This is a genomic window from Clostridia bacterium (assembly GCA_026414765.1).
Taxonomy (GTDB): domain Bacteria; phylum Bacillota; class Clostridia; order Acetivibrionales; family DSM-27016; genus SKW86.
The window spans coordinates 181,287-198,426 of sequence record JAOAIJ010000021.1 but is presented as its reverse complement, the minus strand read 5'-3'; the positions used below and the strand labels follow the sequence as shown (position 1 = coordinate 198,426).

Here is a 17,140-nt window from a genome sequence, read left to right as displayed (position 1 = left end):
AAATAATCCTTACTATAAAAAAAGTCCGCCTTCAGGAGCGGACTCAATAAGCTCTTTGAGATTTTTATATAAGTATTTACTTTCTTTAGCAATTCATAAATACTTCTCCTTACTGTAATAACTCTCATTGACCTGTTATTCTTCTTCTGGATACTTGTGCTTATCTTCCTCCAAAACCTTCGCCTTTCTTATTCAAAAATATAGGACTACCTGCAAAGGTAGTCCTTGTAAAAAATCAAGTTTTATAAGTGAAATAAAACAATACTTTACTACAAAGGGATACTTTAAACAATTGGTATAGTATCAGCGAATATTGTTATATCTTTTCCCGTAAGGCTGCATGTCCTAATATTAGTATACTTCTCCTTCAAACTTATTTCAACAAATAATGGATTATTTTCCATATTATTGTATTTACAAATTCTGCTCAGGACATTGTGTAATCTCTTTAACAGAAAGTAACATCAATACCGGTTAAAATGAATTTTATCATAAAGCAGTTCTTTCTCATCATAAGGCTCCTTAATTTCTCCCGGATAGCCTATTGCTATAATGTTTTCAACACTATACTTTTCAGGTATTCTCAAAATTTCTTTGATATAGTCTTCAACTATTTTATTATTATGTAATCTTTGCCTCACCTGTATCCAGCATGAACCCAGCCCCTGTGATTGAGCGGACAGCTGAATGATGATAGAAGATAAGGACGCGTCCTCTATCCAGACGTCACTTGCCTCCGGATCAGCAATCACAACTATCCCTAGTGGAGCCCCTGCTAAAAAAAATGAGCTATGCTCCCTGCATTGAGAGAGCTTCAGCAGTAATTCCTTGTCAGTGACAACAATGAATTCCCAAGGTCTTCTTGATCTTGACGACGGAGACAGCAACGCACTCCTTAGAATTGTATCAATCTTCTCTTTTTCCACTTCTTTATCAGAAAATTTCCTTATACTTCTTCTGGTTCTTAACAGGTCATAAAACATATACTTATACTCCTTCCTACTGCATGACATAAAAATTACCAATTGCATACTATGTATGATAGCTTTGCCAAGTTTATAATCATTAAGTACAAGAGAACCATAAATATAGATCAAACATCCATTATTTCGTACATGTAAACGTAAATATATTAATTATATTCTACCATTTATGCCATAAAAACGTAAATATACTGAATCATGCAAATAAAAAAAGTACACTCGAGGGATTAAGGAATATAAACATTAATCTTAATATTGACTGTACACTTGCTATAATTTTGTATAATATGCTATAAACAATTGAGTTATGATAATAATTTGTTTAATGTTAATTGTAAAAGGCTATAGTATTTTGATTGTCATCTGAATAGTACTAACCCTTTGAATGTTTTCTTTATCATATATTCACAGCTAACTCCTCAGCCATATTTCGCTACTTTTTCTTATAATTATATATGTTGTAAAGAATTAATTCTAACATTTTTCTGAACAGTATAACAGTCTTTTTTTATTCCATGTTTTACTATAAAATCTAATCTAATATAATTAAGGAGGATAAATTAATGAGAAATTTGAAAAAGATAGTAAGTTCAGCTATAGTTTTAGTAATGGTATTTTCCCTTTTATGTATTAATGCTTACGCATATGATGCAAATGACTTAACTAATTCAGCATATGCACATTACGCAAGTAGTACTATAGGCGGAGCCGCAAATCATGCATCGGATAATGATTACACATTATTTGTAGCTGATCCAGCGTCAGGTGGTTGGTGGCATAGTAATGCAGGTCAAAGCCAGTGGATTGCCATTGACTTTGGAGCTACTAATTCAAAGAAAATTTCAAAACTTAATTTATTATCAGGAGCGCCAGGCTATGGAGGAAATCTGAAGGATTTTAAACTGCAAGCTTCTAATGACTCAACAAACGGAGAAAATGGAACTTGGGTAGATATATATAGTAAAACAAATAATACAGATCAAGTTAACACATGGCAAACATTCGAGTTTAATGCACCTTCAACTGCATATAGATTTTATAGAATATATGTCACAGCTACATGGAACTATAATTATGTAATTATTACAGAGTGGGAAATGATGGAATCACAGATCCAAACACCCAATGCACCCACAAACCTTACAGCAGTTGGCAGCAACTCAAAAGTTGATCTCTCATGGACAGCATCAACAGGAGCTACAAGTTACAATATTAAGCGTTCACTATCAGCGAGTGGGCAATTTACTACTATAGGAACAAGCACAACCACAAACTATACTGATACAACGGTTACAAACGATACAACGTACTATTATGTTGTTACAGCTGTAAATAGTGGAGGAGAAAGTCCCAATTCTAATGTAATAAGTGTCACACCGACGAACAAGGGTAATCGTGCAATCCTTGTTATTACAATGACAAATGGAATCGTAAAAGAGTATGACATGTCTGCTGCTGAAATAGATGCATTCTTGAATTGGTATGACAATAAGGAAAATGGAGTTGCTGGAACAAAATCATATTTTCCAATTAAAAAGAATTATAATGTTAAGCCTTTTCTTAACAGGATAGACTACATAATATTCAGTAAGATTCAGGATTTTGAAATTAAGGATTATAACGCTTAATCATAAAAACAACTTAATAAATAAAAAACCAACCTCCAATCGTTAGATTTTAGGTCTAACTTTTGGGGGTCGGTTCAAACTGAATGTGGTGTTTTTTATGAAGCATCTATTGATAACCGAAAGCACCGCTAAATATAGCAATAGCCTTATCCTCTGCTGAAAATAAAGAGATTATTTGAGACAAAATATTGTCTGACTCCATAAAATCCCTCGCTATCTGTGGTTAATTTCTTTTTCGGGCAGGGCGACAAACCGAGCCTCTTATTCTTTGGTTGATCCTTTTCATTCAGACATAAAAGCAAAATAGTGACCAGATAATAACGTTCAGTTTACTGATACTTTACCTATTTTTTCACCAATAAAACACATCTAGTATAAATTGAACTTCCACAACTATATTATCCGCCAGGACAGGGTTCCAACCACATTTGAAGTACACACGAAATATTAGGCAAAAACTAATACTTGGGGGTTACACATAAAGAGTTCTCTTTTGCTAACATAAATATATTTTATATTTTCTTCTTTATGATTTCTGACAGCATTGAGTATATTTTTTCTGTCGCATTTGAAATACCGGTTTTCTTACTGTTTCGTGACATTTTTGCCAGTTGTTCCTTATCTTTTAGCAGGCTTATCATCTGATTGTACAGTATATTTCCATTTAAGTCTTTTTCAAGTATAACTACTGAAGCCCCCTGCTCTTCCAATGCTCTTGCGTTATGCTCCTGATGGTTTGCTGTAACATATGGCGAAGGAACCAGTATTGAAGGTATCCCCATAACTGTAAGCTCACTTGTTGTAATAGCACCTGCACGACAAATGACGAGATCTGCAGCAGCCATTACATTTGCCATATCATAAATATATGGTACCAATTCAATTGATTTTGGAATTTTATCACCCATTTTTGCCTTTATTTTCTCATACTGAGCTTCTCCAGTGGCAAAAATAATTTTATAGTCCTCATCACCTAGATACTTAACAGCCATTTCAACTACAGATTCATTAATTTTTTCTGCGCCCCTGCTTCCGCCCATAATGACTACTGTCGGTTGTTCCAAAGCTATATCCAGTTTTTTTCTGGCTTTTATCCTATCTGCCTCAAGCATTTCACTCCTTACAGGATTTCCTGTCAGCACAAGCATTTTGGCTTTTTTGAAAAACTCTTTTGATTCCTTGAAGCTTATTGCTACTGCATCAGCAAACCTGGAAAGTATCCTGTTTGTCACACCCGGGTATGCATTCTGTTCATGTATTAGAGTAGGAATTTTCATTCTGGAAGCATTAAAAACAACAGGACCGCAAACATACCCTCCTGTACCGATTACAATATCCGGTTTATAGCCTTTTATTATTCTCCTCGCTTCAAAAATCCCCTGAAAAAGCTCTTTTACTGCAAGGAAAGTATCGGAAGAAAGCTTCCTTCTGAAACCCCTTACCGTTATGAGCCTAAGCTCGAATCCCTCACGGGGAACCAGCTTTGTTTCAAGCCCTTTCTGTGTACCCACAAATACAATATCTGCATCGGGATTCTTTTGCTTTATATATTTTGCTATGGCTATCCCCGGATTAATATGTCCTGCAGTTCCGCCACCGGCTATTAATACTTTCAAGAATTCTCACCTCAATTAGTTTATATTCTTTCATAGTTTGCATATCTGGAAATATTCAGCAGTATCCCTACTTCACACATGAAAAACAAAAGGTTTGTTCCCCCATAGCTGAAAAATGGCAGCGGCATTCCTGTTGTTGGCATAGATGATGTAACAACAGCAACATTTATTATCACTTGGACAGCAATAAGTGATGTAATTCCGATAGCAGTAAGACTTCCAAAAACATCCGGTGCATTTATCGATACTTTAATACCCCTCCATATGAAAATCAGGAATAATGTAAGTACAACAACCACACCTATAAAACCCAGTTCTTCTGCTAAAACAGAAAGTATGAAATCGTTGTGCGGCTCCGGTAGGTATAGATACTTCTGCATACTCTTTCCAAGGCCTTTACCAAACAAGCCTCCTGACCCGATAGCATAGAGTGAATTAATTGCCTGCCAGCCCTCGTCCTGTTTATATTTGAATGGATCGAGAAATGCGTACAGTCTCTGCATTCTAAATGGCTCGATAATAATTGCAACTGCTACTCCACAAACTGCCGGAACTGTGAGCATAACAAAGTGACTGATCTTTGCCCCCGCACTAAAGAGTATAACACAAGCAATCATAACAATTACCAGAGTACCGCTCAAATGTTTTTGAAGCAGTAAAAGCATAGCTGCAAATACCCCTATTAAAAAGAGATACGGCAGTAAACCTTTGAAAAATGACTGCAACTGATCCTTTCTTTTTGAAAGGCTGTATGAAAAAAACAGTATAACTGCCAGCTTTGCAAACTCTGACGGCTGAAAGCTGGTAAAACGCAAATTAATCCATCTTCTCGCACCATTGATTGTCATCCCCACTCCAGGCAAGGGAACAAGCAGTATGAATATTATACATGTCACCAAAATTATCGGTGATAATTTGCCCAGTTTTCTGTAGTCGAAATTCATCATGAAAAACATGGCAAAAAGACCTGGTGGCAATACAAACAACTGCTTTTTCAGAAAATAGTATGCATCATTCTCATAGTTATAAGCTGATGGAGCACTTGCACTAAACACCATTATCGTTCCTAAAGCCAGTAAAATAATTACTGTCATAAAAATCCAGAAATCAAAAGGTTTTTTCGATTTCATCAATATCCTCCAAAAGACTCAATTAAAGCTTAATAATAGTCTTTATAAAAACCTGAGACCCATTACTAAAAATCCTAATAAGCATAAAATCAAAGTTACAGACCAAAATACTGCAACCACTTTTGTTTCTTTCCAACCAAGCAACTCAAAATGATGGTGTATTGGTGCCATTTTAAACACCCTTTTGCCCCTGAGCTTAAAAGAAGCAACCTGTATTACAACTGAGAGCATTTCCATCACATATACAGCACCTACAACCAAAAGAATAAACGGTTCCTTCATCATAATTGCAGTTGCAGTTACAGCACCGCCTAAAGCCAGTGAACCTGTATCTCCCATAAATACCCTGGCAGGATGAATGTTGAATGTAAGGAATCCAAGGCAGCCCCCTGCTATGGTAGCAGCGAATATCTTTAAATAATCCCATTCACTATTGGTCATGGCAACAACCGTAAAGAAAACCATGACAATAAGAGTCATACCTGCACAGAGCCCATCCAGTCCATCGGAAAAATTAACAGCATTAGTCATTGATATCAAAACAAAAATTGTAAATGCAATAAAAAACCATGTAGAACTGATTGTACCAATCAAAGGTATATCTATATCTATGCCCAAATCTGTATAAAATGCAGTATAAACCGAAAATATCACTGCTACAAGAATCAGTCCGAACATTTTTTGTTTTGCATATAGTCCATCTTTTCTTTTCTTTACAACCTTAATGAAATCATCTATAAATCCGATTACTCCGAACCCAAAAGTAGCAAAAGTGAGAGGTAGAATTCTTGGATCTTTGATTGAATAATATACCGAAACTATTAAAATAGGTACGAGAAATATTATGCCTCCCATAGTTGGCGTACCTGTTTTTTTGAAGTGGGTTGTAGGCCCATCGTCCCTTACGGTCTGACCGAATTTCAATCTGGTTAATACAGGGATAAAAACAGGACCTGCAATTAATACCATAACAAAAGTTATTATGAAAACCACTACTTGCGGCGAATTTAAAAATGGTATATTCAAAACCTTCCACCTCACGTACAGTATAATTTAGCGACCTCTGGTATCTACTATTTCTTTATAGTATATGTCTGACAGTTCTTTTTCGGGTCCGGAAAAAGATTACAGTTTTATTTCTAAAGCACTTATATATATTACCCTTTTACTGAATATTTTTCAAATGTAGAAAAAGTAAAACGATATTTTAATCAATTGTGAGTTTTTCTACAATTTGCTCCATCTTCATGCCCCTTGATCCTTTTATCAAAATTACATCATTTTGTCTTTTGAAGTCTTTTAAGAATTTTACAATATCCCCGTTATTGTCAAAGGTTTTGACATTGCTAAAATCAGCACCGGCTTCAATGGCACCTTTAGCAATATTCCTTGCTTCTTCACCTACTGTAAAAATACAGTCAATCCCCTTAGAAACAGCATATTTCCCAACATCAATATGTGCTTTAAATGCCCAATCTCCTATTTCCAGCATATCTCCAAGAACAGCTATGGTCCTTTTGCTGCCGGCAACATCTTTCAGTACATTTATAGCAGCCTCCATTGACTGTGGACTGGCATTATATGTATCATTTATAATCTTGATATCACCATGTGAAACTATATTCAGTCTCATTTTACTTGGAGAAAATTCAGATATTCCTCTGATTATTGCTTCCATCGGTATTTTAAGTTCAACTCCTGCTGCAATTGCCGCCAGAGCATTATATACATTGTGCACTCCAGGTACAGGTACAGGTATAACGTAATCCTTACTACCTATGGTTATTTCAAAGGTAGTACCATGTTCTCCTGATGTTTTTATATTATAGGCCTGGTATTCCAAGCCCTCTTCCATTCCATACAGCACCGTGCGCTGCTTTAACATATCCTTAACACCAAACAAAAGATTATCATCTCCGTTTAGAATGACAAGGCCATTTTCTCTTAACCCTTCAAGGATTTCAAGTTTTGCTTTCAGGATATTCTGCCTGGAGCCAAGTTTCTCTATATGTGAAATCCCTATATTGGTAATGATAGCCACATGGGGTTTCACTATTGAAGTAAGCCTGCTTATCTCACCAAAACCACTCATTCCCATTTCTATTACTGCAGCTTCATGAAAAGTGTCAAGATTAAAAATTGTTAACGGAAGTCCTATTTCATTATTAAAATTACCTTCCGTTTTCAAAATATTTAGGCTCTGACCCAGGACAGTTGCTACCATATCCTTTGTACTGGTTTTGCCTACACTCCCAGTTACCCCCACAAAAGGAATATTGAATCTTCCCCTGTAATATGCAGCTATCCTGCCTAAAGCCTTTAAGGTATCGTCAACCTTTATTATCAGCTTATCCCCTATGGGAATCATATCTTTTTGTGTCAAGGCTGCAGCGGCACCCGACTCAAGTGATTGTGCAATATAGTCGTGTCCGTCAAACCGCTCTCCTACAAGTGGAATGAACAAGGTTCCATTTTGGATTTTTCTTGAATCAGTCGATATACTGTCTATCTCAGTCCCGCTATTTCCTGATAAGAGAGTTCCACCAGTTGCCTCAAGTATTTGACTGCATGTAATTTTTTGCATTGTCCTTCCTCCTGTTGCCGGTTACTTTTTCTTATTAGCGAATACACCAAACTTGTTCTGTTATTTCCCGGTAGTAGATTGGTCCAATATTTCCCGTACTACTTCCCTTTCATCAAAATGTATTGTTTTATCTTTAAATATCTGATATGTCTCATGTCCTTTGCCTGCCAATACTATTATGTCATTCATTTGTGCATTTTCAATAGCGTAGCTGATAGCCTGACGTCTGTCTACTATTTTTATATATTCAGCATTTGTCTTTTTAATTCCTTCTTCAATATCATTTATGATTTCAACAGGTTCTTCGGTTCTTGGATTATCGGAAGTTATGACAGTAAAATCCGCAATCTTGCCGGATATTTCGCCCATTACAGGCCTTTTTGACCTATCACGGTCTCCTCCACACCCGAATAGGCATACAAGCCTGCCAGGAGTGTAACCTTTTACTGTAGTCAGAATATTTTCCAGACTATCCGGTGTATGTGCATAGTCAATCATAATTGTAAAATTTCTGCCTGTTTCAACTATTTCAGCCCTACCGGGTACACTTACCTTTTCAAGTCCAGAAGCAATTATATCTAAAGGTATTCCCATCTTCAAACAAACCCCTATAGCAGCAAGGGAATTGTATATGGTAAATTTCCCTGGAATATTCACTTTAATATTACCTTCTCCCCATGGAGTTTTCACTTTGAATTCGACATTGTCCGGGTTTGTGGCTATATCTGTAGCCCTGATATCAGCATCCTTATCGATACCGTAAGTAAAAACTTCACACTTCGCTCTTTTTATTACCTCTTCCCCATATTTGCTGTCTATATTCACAAGACCCATTTTACACATACTGAACAGCTTGATTTTTGCGTTGAGATAATGTTCAAAATCCGGATGTTCCTTTGGTCCTATATGATCTTGTGAGATATTTGTAAACACTCCTATGTCAAAATCGCACCCACCTACCCTATGGAGTTCCAGACCTTGTGAGGAAACCTCCATAATTACACTGTTTACATCTTTTTCTACCATATCAGAAAATAATGCTTGTAAATCATAGGATTCAGGGGTGGTTCTCTCTGTAGCAAGCACCTCTTCACCTATACGGCTCCCCAGTGTTCCTACCAGACCTACTTTATGATTTGCTTTATCCAAGATAGATTTTATCATAAAAGTAGTTGTTGTTTTACCTTTAGTTCCGGTAATACCCACTAGTGTAAACCTGCCTGATGGATGCCCATAAAAAACATCTGAAATTCTTGCCAGTGCGTAGCGGGTATTTTTCACCTTAATAACTGTAATTTCATCAGACACATCTACATGCTTTTGTACAAAAAGAACTTTTGCTCCATTTTCAACAGCAGCGGGAATATACTCATGCCCATCAACATTAAATCCTTCTATACAAACAAAAGCAGTCCCCATTTTTACTTTTCTCGAATCATATGCAATTCCACTGACTTCTGTTTTCATATTGCCTTTGTAATCTAGTATTTCCAATCCGTCTATTAACTGTTCCAGTAACATATATATCCTCCATTCTGCTAGTCAAAATAAATATGGCTATAGAAGCTTATATCAGCCTGGCTATTCCGTATCAGGATGTCTGAAATCAACATTTATGACATCGCCCTTTTCTACCTCTGCACCAGGCTCATATTCCTGTCCGAATGCTACCCCATCTCCATTTACTTTTATATTCAGGCCAAGTTTATTCAGGGTCTGTGTAGCTTCATCTATAGTTTTGTTTCGTACATCCGGTATTTTTATCATCTTTTGCTGCTTGGGTTTATAGGTATACAATATCACAACTGATTTTTTATTCAAACTGATGCCCGGTTTAGGCGTCTGATCAACAACAACCGTATCATTATTATAACCTTCACCCTCAACTTTAAACTTAAGATCAAATTGGGCTGCCGACAATACCTTTCTTGCCTCGGCAATGCTTTTCCCTCTTATATCAGGCACAAATACCTGTTCTGTCATCATTTCTTTGTCCTTCTCCGTATACCTTTTCTCTACGCCAAGGTATTCCAGAGTATCTTCCAGTATTGATTTGGCCACAGGTGCAGCTATAACCCCTCCTTGATGTCCAAACGGCCCCTTAGGGTAATCAAGTACTACAAGTACACAAATGACGGGATTATCTGCAGGTGCAAACGAGGAAAAAGAAGCTATATATCTGTCTTTAATCGTAGTTTCAGAAGTTCCTGTCTTACCTGCAACATGATAGCCGCTTATATATGCATTTTTTCCGGTACCTTCCGATACAACACCTTCAAGTATTTCTCTCAAAGTATCGGATGTCTTCTTGGAAATTACATTCCTTACAACCTCAGGTTCAAAACGTTCAATAATATTTCCTTCCGAATCGGTAATTTCCTTAACAATCCGAGGTTTCATCAGCTTTCCACCATTTGCTATAGCGGTATATGAAGAGATTAACTGTAAGGGAGTTATCTGAAATCTCTGTCCAAAAGACGATACAGCCATATCGATTTCTTTAGGATTTTTGAACATAATACTCTTTGCTTCTCCCGGAAGGCTGATTTCTGTCCTGTCGTAAAATCCGAAAGCTCTTACATAGTCAAAAAACTTCTTTGGTCCCAGGCTTTGGGACACCTTTACAAATACAGGGTTGCAGGAAAAATATACACCCTGTCTGAATGTTTCATTTCCATGCTCTCTTCCCCTTCTCCAGCAGTATATTGTGTGTCCCTGCACACTGATCGGAAAGTCACTGGTTTGAGTATCAGGGGTTACAGCACCCTCTTCCAGGCCTGCAGCTGAGGTAATAGCTTTAAATGTAGATCCTGGCTCATAAGTATCTACAACAGCTTTATTTCTCCAAACTGTCTTCTGAAGCTTCTGAATACCTTCCTTAGTCCTTCCATTCCATGTATTCGGATCCTCCCCCGGAGGAGCACCCCATGGGTCATTCAAATCAAAATCCGGCTTTGAAACCAAAGCAAGAATATCTCCATTTCTGGGATCCATGACAATCGCACTTGCACCATTCATTAGCTTGTTATCATCAATAGCCTTTTCCAGCGCTTTCTGAGCAAAGTACTGAATTGTTTCGTCTATTGTAAGTACAACATTAGCTCCATCCTGCACCCCTATATGTTTTTCCTCTTTTATAGGTAACTCTCTGCCTCTTGCGTCAGTTTCGCTGAGAATCTTACCGGGAATTCCCTTTAAATATGCGTCCATTATAGCTTCAATTCCATCCAGCCCCTGATTATCATCACCTGTAAATCCCAAAACATGCGCGGCGAGGTTTCTGTTAGGATAGAAGCGTTTTGTATCTTCATCTATATAAACACCGGCAATATCATTTTTCTTGCACCATTCTCTTATCTTGTCTCCGGTATCTTTAGAAATCTTTCTCTTGATAACCTCGTAACTGCTTCTCTTTTTTACCTTTTTCAATATGGTTTCACTATCCATATCCAGCATTACAGCCATATCTCCTGCAATTGCTTCATCACTCATGTCCGAGTCCCTCACCTGTTGCGGATTTATGATAACCTTTTCTACAGATGCACTGATTGCCAGTTCTTTGCCATTCCTGTCATATATCTTTCCCCGCTTGGGGCTGATGTCACGTCCTCTTGTTTGCTGCTGATATGCTTCCTTTTGATACCAGTCTCCTTTAAATATCTGAATCCAGGCCAGTCTGACTATTAGCGCAGTAATCAGAATAGAAAAACTTACAAGTAAGATAATAAGCCTCTTTTTTATCAGTAAACTTGGTCCAGCCAAAATTTGTCCCCCCAATAAAACATTAAATTCATGTTTTCACATAGTATTATGTATCAACAACCGCATCTGTCATTTAATTTTATTCAACTTATTTCATTAATATATCTAAGTTTACCTTCTATATGCAATAAACACAACCTGAAATCCAAGGCATTTTAGTTAAATACATAAAAAAGACCATAGACTGTATAAAAATAAATTTTATACTATCCACAGTCTACAATTCCTGGATACTTTAATGCATTATACTAAAATATCAGTACTTTGTATATTTTTATTGCTAGTACAATAACTCGGTTATTTTACCAAGCTTGTCAATAACTGCTGCAACTGCACCTTTTGATTCGTCAGAATCCTTATATTTTTCCGACACCATTGAGAAGTCATTCCTTGGAACATTCACATATACAATCTGATATTTATCAGGCTTCTGCATTCCAAGCTTTCCCTCAGCTATGTCTTTTATCTTGGATATATTCATGTTTTCCTCTATAGCTACTTTTAATCTGGAATTCTCATTTACTATTTTATTGTATTCTTTTGTTTTTTTGTCTATATTGTAGCTTATTTCGGTTATCATGGCATATCTAAGGGCTATTATGGCACCCAGAGCAAAAACAAACAATATGTTGAGTATCATTTTGACTTTTACTTTATTACTACTGCGCTGCTGCTTTTTCTGCCTGAGAACGTTGTTTTCCTCGTATACATCATATTGAATTTTTTCGGCAGCAGTACCATATACATATTTATGTTTCATATCAGCCAATTAATTCACCTCAACTCATACTTTTTTAGGTAGCGGGTACCATTCCATTTCAAGCTTTTTGCGATGTGAAAGACAATAAATCCGGGGACTGGGAAAACCAGTCCTCCGGCAAACAAATCACATGCATCAAAACTTATCTTCTGTTTCTTGTCTTTCATTTTTTCTTTTGTAAACTTTATAATTTTAGCTTTTGTAAATTAGAATATCTTTTGTGTCTTGTTACTGATTAATACTCTTTTGTATTTTACAATCTTTTGTATACCAACCTTATTTATGCATAATTTTTTCTTAAGTAACCTTATATCTTTTGAATTACCCTCAGTTTTGCACTCCTTGCTCTGGGATTGTTTGCAACCTCTTCTTCAGTAGGCAGTATCGGTTTTCTCGATACAAGCTCTGCTCTTGGCCTTAATCCGCATGCACATACCGGAAAAGTTGAGGGACATATGCAAGGGTTAACTTTTTTCTGGAATTCCGTCTTTATTATCCTGTCTTCAAGAGAATGAAAAGTAATGATACACAACCTTCCTCCAGGTCTTAATACTTCAATTGAGTCATCCACAGCCTTTTCCAATATTTCCAGCTCACTGTTCACTTCAATTCTGATTGCTTGGAATGTCCTCTTTGCAGGGTGTGGTCCCTCACGTCTTGCAGCACTAGGTATTGCCGCTTTGATTATATCTACTAATTCCCCTGTAGTTCTTATCCTCTTATCATCTCTTGCCTTTACAATAAATGCAGCGATTCGTGCTGCCCATTTTTCTTCTCCATACTCGCGAATAATTCTTTTTATACTTTCTTCAGAATATTCATTAACTACAGCTTCTGCGCTTAATTCCTGTCTTCTATCCATCCTCATATCCAGAGGTGAATCTTTTTGATAGCTGAAACCCCTCTCGGACTCATCCAGCTGGTGGGATGATACGCCAAGATCCATCAGTATCCCATCAACTGCTTCTATTTTGTTTTCCATACATATTTCCTTAATATATCTGAAATTTCTGTTTACAAATATTAGTCCTGCTTGTCCGCCCAAACTCTGAAGTCTGCTACTGGATGTTTCCAGTGCAAATGCATCCTGGTCTATTCCTATTAACAACCCTTTTGCAGATAACCTTTTATATATCTCTGTCGAATGTCCGGCTCCACCTAAAGTCCCATCTATATAAACCCCATCAGGCTTTATATCCAAGTTTTCAATACATTCATCTAACAAAACCGGTTTATGGCTGAATTCCATACCTATTACCTCTAATTTACCTTCCTAGATTGCAGCTTTATTTGTTCTAAACTTTCAACGTCTGCCATTAACAACTATATACCCAGCATAGACATTTTCTCAGCAATCTTGTCCGCACTTACATTATCGTCCCCACTATAGTTTTCCCATTTTTCCTTATCCCATATCTCAACTCTGGTAGAAACACCTATAATATAAATATCTTTTTCCAAACCGGCATATTCTCTTAAATTTTGCGGAATTAATATTCTTCCCTGCTTGTCCACTTCACATTCGCTTGCACCTGCAAAAAAGAATCTTACAAAAGCTCTTACATCCTTATCGGTGAAAGGCAGTGATCTTAGCTTTGCTTCAAGGTTGCTCCATTCCTGTGATGAATACGCAAACAAACAGTTATCCAGACCTTTGGTCAATATGAATTTCTCACCAAGGCCTTCCCTGAACCTGGAAGGTACAATAGCCCTGCCTTTAGGGTCTATCGTATGCTGGTATTCACCATAGAACAATTATTTCACCTCACATTTTGGTTTTTTCCACCACTTCACTCCACTTTCCACCACTTCTATAGTTATTTTATTGCAAATCATATAAATAATCAAGACAAATTTGGAAATTTGAGCAAAAAAAATATAAGATAGGGCATAAGACCTACTAAATAAAAAGGAGCTGTGCACTAGTTACTTAGTGCGCAGCCCCTGCTTATTTATGTTTTCTCACTGGGAACTGTTAAATATCGTTCGTTTCCTTCGTATTGAAACACTTAAGATAATCCCAATGGCTATATAGTTGGTTACCATGGCACTTCCTCCCTGGCTTATAAACGGTAGAGGAACGCCGGTGATAGGAAGTATGCCTATATTCATACCGATATTTTCAATGAAATGGAAACCCATCATAGCTGTCAGTCCCGATACAAGGAACGAGCCGTATAAGTCCCTTGAATTCTTAGCAATATATATGCACCTCATCAGAATTATATAAATTAGTGCTACTACTACTATACAACCTATAAAGCCAAGTTCTTCACCAATTACCGTAAATATAAAGTCGGATTCCTTTACTGGTACTATGCCTCGCTGTGTCTGTATCCCCTGAAAAATACCTTTTCCGGATAATTTCCCGGAACCGATAGCTCTTATTGCATATTTTATATGAAAACCGTTACTTAAAGGGTCAGCTAAATCGGGAAAAATAAAGGTAAGAATTCTGTCTTTTCTCTTTTGGTTAAGAAGAAATATCCATGCTAACACTGCACAGGGTATGGAAGCAATCAGACCCATAAATATATATTTATACCGTAATCCATAAATATATAGTATGATAAAAAACATAAAAATAAACACCATCGAAGTACCATAATCCTTTTGAAGTATAACCAACCCAATAGGTATAGCTGAATATATTATGAATTTCAACAGATTTCTACCTTGCTGTTCCTGCCCTTCCTTTAACCTTTCCAGGAAAGTGGAAATTACTATTACAAAGGTTATCTTTGCAATTTCTGATGGCTGAAAACTCCCAAAAACCGGCACTTTCATCCAGCTGTTGCTCCCCCACTGTGTAGCTCCGGTACCTTTAAAAATGACATATATAAGCAATACAATACTTATCAGATAAAATATGATTCCAACGGTTTTAAAATCTTTATAGTCAAAAAAGCTTATTGCTAAAGAAAGCACTATTCCTATACCAAGAGCCACACCTTGCTTAACTACCATATTAAAATCATCCATTGACAGAGTTGCACTGTATAATGCAACCATACCTATTCCGGATAGAAGTAAAACTGAAATAAACAACACATAATCATAATATCTGAAGTAATTCAGGCCTCTGGTTTTTTCAACAAAATACATAGTCAATTCACCTGTCTATATAAAAACTTTTATCATCCTCTTATAGTATTATCATTTCCCGATATACAGAAACTTCCGTTCAATATAGCTATCCGTCAATAAATTCTATCATAATTACTAAAACAAAACTAGTATTACAAAAGACATAATACTAGTTTATAATCATAACATTAATTAATTAAGTTAATCCATAGGTATATTTTTCATTATACACCTAAACTTTTCTTTCATTGTAGTACTGCAATATTAATTTATCCAGCTTGACACTCAACTCATACACTTCCGTAAAATTATACCCTCTGTCAATCAGATGGTTCAACTCATTTTGCAGCGCTTCAATTTGAACTTCAACCATATTCGCCACCACCGTCATCTTTAGTATTCTGAATACAAATGTAAATCATGATTTACTAATACTATTTTATTATATTTATCACCAATAATCAACTATAATTTTCTATTTTTTCCCATCTTCATTAATTATATCTTTGCTTTCGACACCTGTTCCTATATCAGCTTCTGATTTATCGTTTCCAGCGTTATTTCCGGTATACTCGTCACTCTCGGGCGTATGGTTGTCATTTGGTACATCAGTACTACTATCATTGTTATTATCTGTTTCTGTATTATCAACAGACTCTTTCTGTTCTAGTTCCCTCAGAACTGTGCCATAACTGCTTGCTCCCAATTCAACTACTTCTTCAGCACTTATCTCTGCTGCCTTTTTTCTTCTTATAATAAATACTGCTGTAAACGTAATCGCGAGAATTATTCCCAAAGCCTGTGAAACTCTGAAATTACCAAGCATCAGGCTGTCGGTCCTTATTCCTTCAATAAAGGCCCTTCCTATTCCATATAAAATCATATACAGAAAGAAAACGCCACCTTCCAGCTTCCTCTTTTTCCTGTATAATATAAGAAAAATAAAAATCAGAAAGTTCAGTAATGACTCATAAAGAAAAGTAGGATGTACTGGCAAATCCGGGGTGACATCCATACCCAGGTTTTCGCGCATGCTATAAAGTTGCATTTTTATTGAGTCACCTGTCATGCCCCAAGGTAGTGTTGTATTGGTTCCGAAGGCTTCCTGGTTCACAAAATTTCCCCACCTGCCTATAGCTTGAGCTAGTACCAGGTAAGGCACGCCCAGATCGAAAAGTTTTAGCACTCCGATTTTCTTCCATCTGGCAAAAAAGTATGCCGATAAAAAAGCACCAATTATTCCGCCATATATAGCAAGGCCGCCACGTCTTGTATTAAACACTGACAGTATATTGTCACTAAATTCGCTCCAGTTAAACAAAACATAATATAATCTTGCGAGAACTATCGAAACAGGAACCGCTATCAATACCAGATCAATAATGTTTTCAGGCTCTATCCCAAATTTTTTGCTGTTTTTCATAGCCAGAAGCACAGCCAGAAGAAACCCAAACGCAATTATTATCCCATACCAGAAAATATCAATACCGAACACCTGAAATGCAACTCTATCAATTGCAAATTTCAGCCCCAACTTTGGAAACTCAATCATTTTCTTTAATCCCCCTTGTTTATATTACTCAATCCAGA

General features: G+C 36.6%; 14 protein-coding genes. 1 reads left to right on the top strand and 13 read right to left on the bottom strand.

Annotated elements, in window-relative coordinates; all coding sequences use genetic code 11:
• Positions 1-464 precede the first annotated feature (464 nt).
• A complete protein-coding gene (locus N3I35_08545; protein ID MCX8130133.1) occupies positions 465-983 on the bottom strand; it encodes a nitroreductase family protein in 519 nt (172 codons plus the stop codon).
• A gap of 563 nt (positions 984-1,546) precedes the next feature.
• Between N3I35_08545 and N3I35_08540 the strand changes: the two genes are divergently transcribed.
• Positions 1,547-2,611 (top strand): discoidin domain-containing protein, encoded by a 1,065-nt coding sequence (locus N3I35_08540; protein MCX8130132.1) that lies wholly within the window; start codon positions 1,547-1,549, stop codon positions 2,609-2,611.
• A gap of 512 nt (positions 2,612-3,123) precedes the next feature.
• Here N3I35_08540 and murG read toward each other — a convergent pair.
• The 12 genes from murG to lgt form a co-directional block, all read right to left on the bottom strand.
• On the bottom strand, positions 3,124-4,227 hold the full coding sequence (gene murG / locus N3I35_08535; protein ID MCX8130131.1) for an undecaprenyldiphospho-muramoylpentapeptide beta-N-acetylglucosaminyltransferase: 1,104 nt from the start codon (positions 4,225-4,227) through the stop codon (positions 3,124-3,126).
• Between the two features lie 20 nt (positions 4,228-4,247).
• On the bottom strand, positions 4,248-5,357 hold the full coding sequence (gene ftsW, locus N3I35_08530; GenBank protein ID MCX8130130.1) for a putative lipid II flippase FtsW: 1,110 nt from the start codon (positions 5,355-5,357) through the stop codon (positions 4,248-4,250).
• A gap of 42 nt (positions 5,358-5,399) precedes the next feature.
• Complete coding sequence (gene mraY, locus N3I35_08525) at positions 5,400-6,383, bottom strand: phospho-N-acetylmuramoyl-pentapeptide-transferase (protein MCX8130129.1); 984 nt, start codon at positions 6,381-6,383, stop codon at positions 5,400-5,402.
• A 181-nt stretch (positions 6,384-6,564) separates the two neighbouring features.
• Positions 6,565-7,941, bottom strand: coding sequence for a UDP-N-acetylmuramoyl-tripeptide--D-alanyl-D-alanine ligase (locus N3I35_08520; protein ID MCX8130128.1), 1,377 nt, complete (start codon positions 7,939-7,941; stop codon positions 6,565-6,567).
• 60 nt (positions 7,942-8,001) lie between these two features.
• Complete coding sequence (locus N3I35_08515; protein MCX8130127.1) at positions 8,002-9,462, bottom strand: UDP-N-acetylmuramoyl-L-alanyl-D-glutamate--2,6-diaminopimelate ligase; 1,461 nt, start codon at positions 9,460-9,462, stop codon at positions 8,002-8,004.
• Positions 9,463-9,522: 60 nt separating this feature from the next.
• Positions 9,523-11,703, bottom strand: a complete 2,181-nt coding sequence (locus tag N3I35_08510) for a penicillin-binding transpeptidase domain-containing protein (protein ID MCX8130126.1) — start codon at positions 11,701-11,703, stop codon at positions 9,523-9,525.
• Between the two features lie 280 nt (positions 11,704-11,983).
• Positions 11,984-12,463 (bottom strand): cell division protein FtsL, encoded by a 480-nt coding sequence (locus tag N3I35_08505; protein ID MCX8130125.1) that lies wholly within the window; start codon positions 12,461-12,463, stop codon positions 11,984-11,986.
• Positions 12,464-12,770: 307 nt separating this feature from the next.
• Complete coding sequence (gene rsmH / locus N3I35_08500; protein MCX8130124.1) at positions 12,771-13,712, bottom strand: 16S rRNA (cytosine(1402)-N(4))-methyltransferase RsmH; 942 nt, start codon at positions 13,710-13,712, stop codon at positions 12,771-12,773.
• Between the two features lie 74 nt (positions 13,713-13,786).
• Positions 13,787-14,218: a division/cell wall cluster transcriptional repressor MraZ gene (gene mraZ, locus N3I35_08495; protein MCX8130123.1), complete on the bottom strand. Its 432-nt coding sequence runs from the start codon at positions 14,216-14,218 to the stop codon at positions 13,787-13,789.
• A 207-nt stretch (positions 14,219-14,425) separates the two neighbouring features.
• Complete coding sequence (locus N3I35_08490) at positions 14,426-15,568, bottom strand: rod shape-determining protein RodA (protein MCX8130122.1); 1,143 nt, start codon at positions 15,566-15,568, stop codon at positions 14,426-14,428.
• A 214-nt stretch (positions 15,569-15,782) separates the two neighbouring features.
• A complete protein-coding gene (locus N3I35_08485) occupies positions 15,783-15,923 on the bottom strand; it encodes an aspartyl-phosphate phosphatase Spo0E family protein (GenBank protein ID MCX8130121.1) in 141 nt (46 codons plus the stop codon).
• A 102-nt stretch (positions 15,924-16,025) separates the two neighbouring features.
• Positions 16,026-17,102, bottom strand: coding sequence for a prolipoprotein diacylglyceryl transferase (lgt, locus tag N3I35_08480; protein ID MCX8130120.1), 1,077 nt, complete (start codon positions 17,100-17,102; stop codon positions 16,026-16,028).
• Positions 17,103-17,140: the final 38 nt, after the last annotated feature.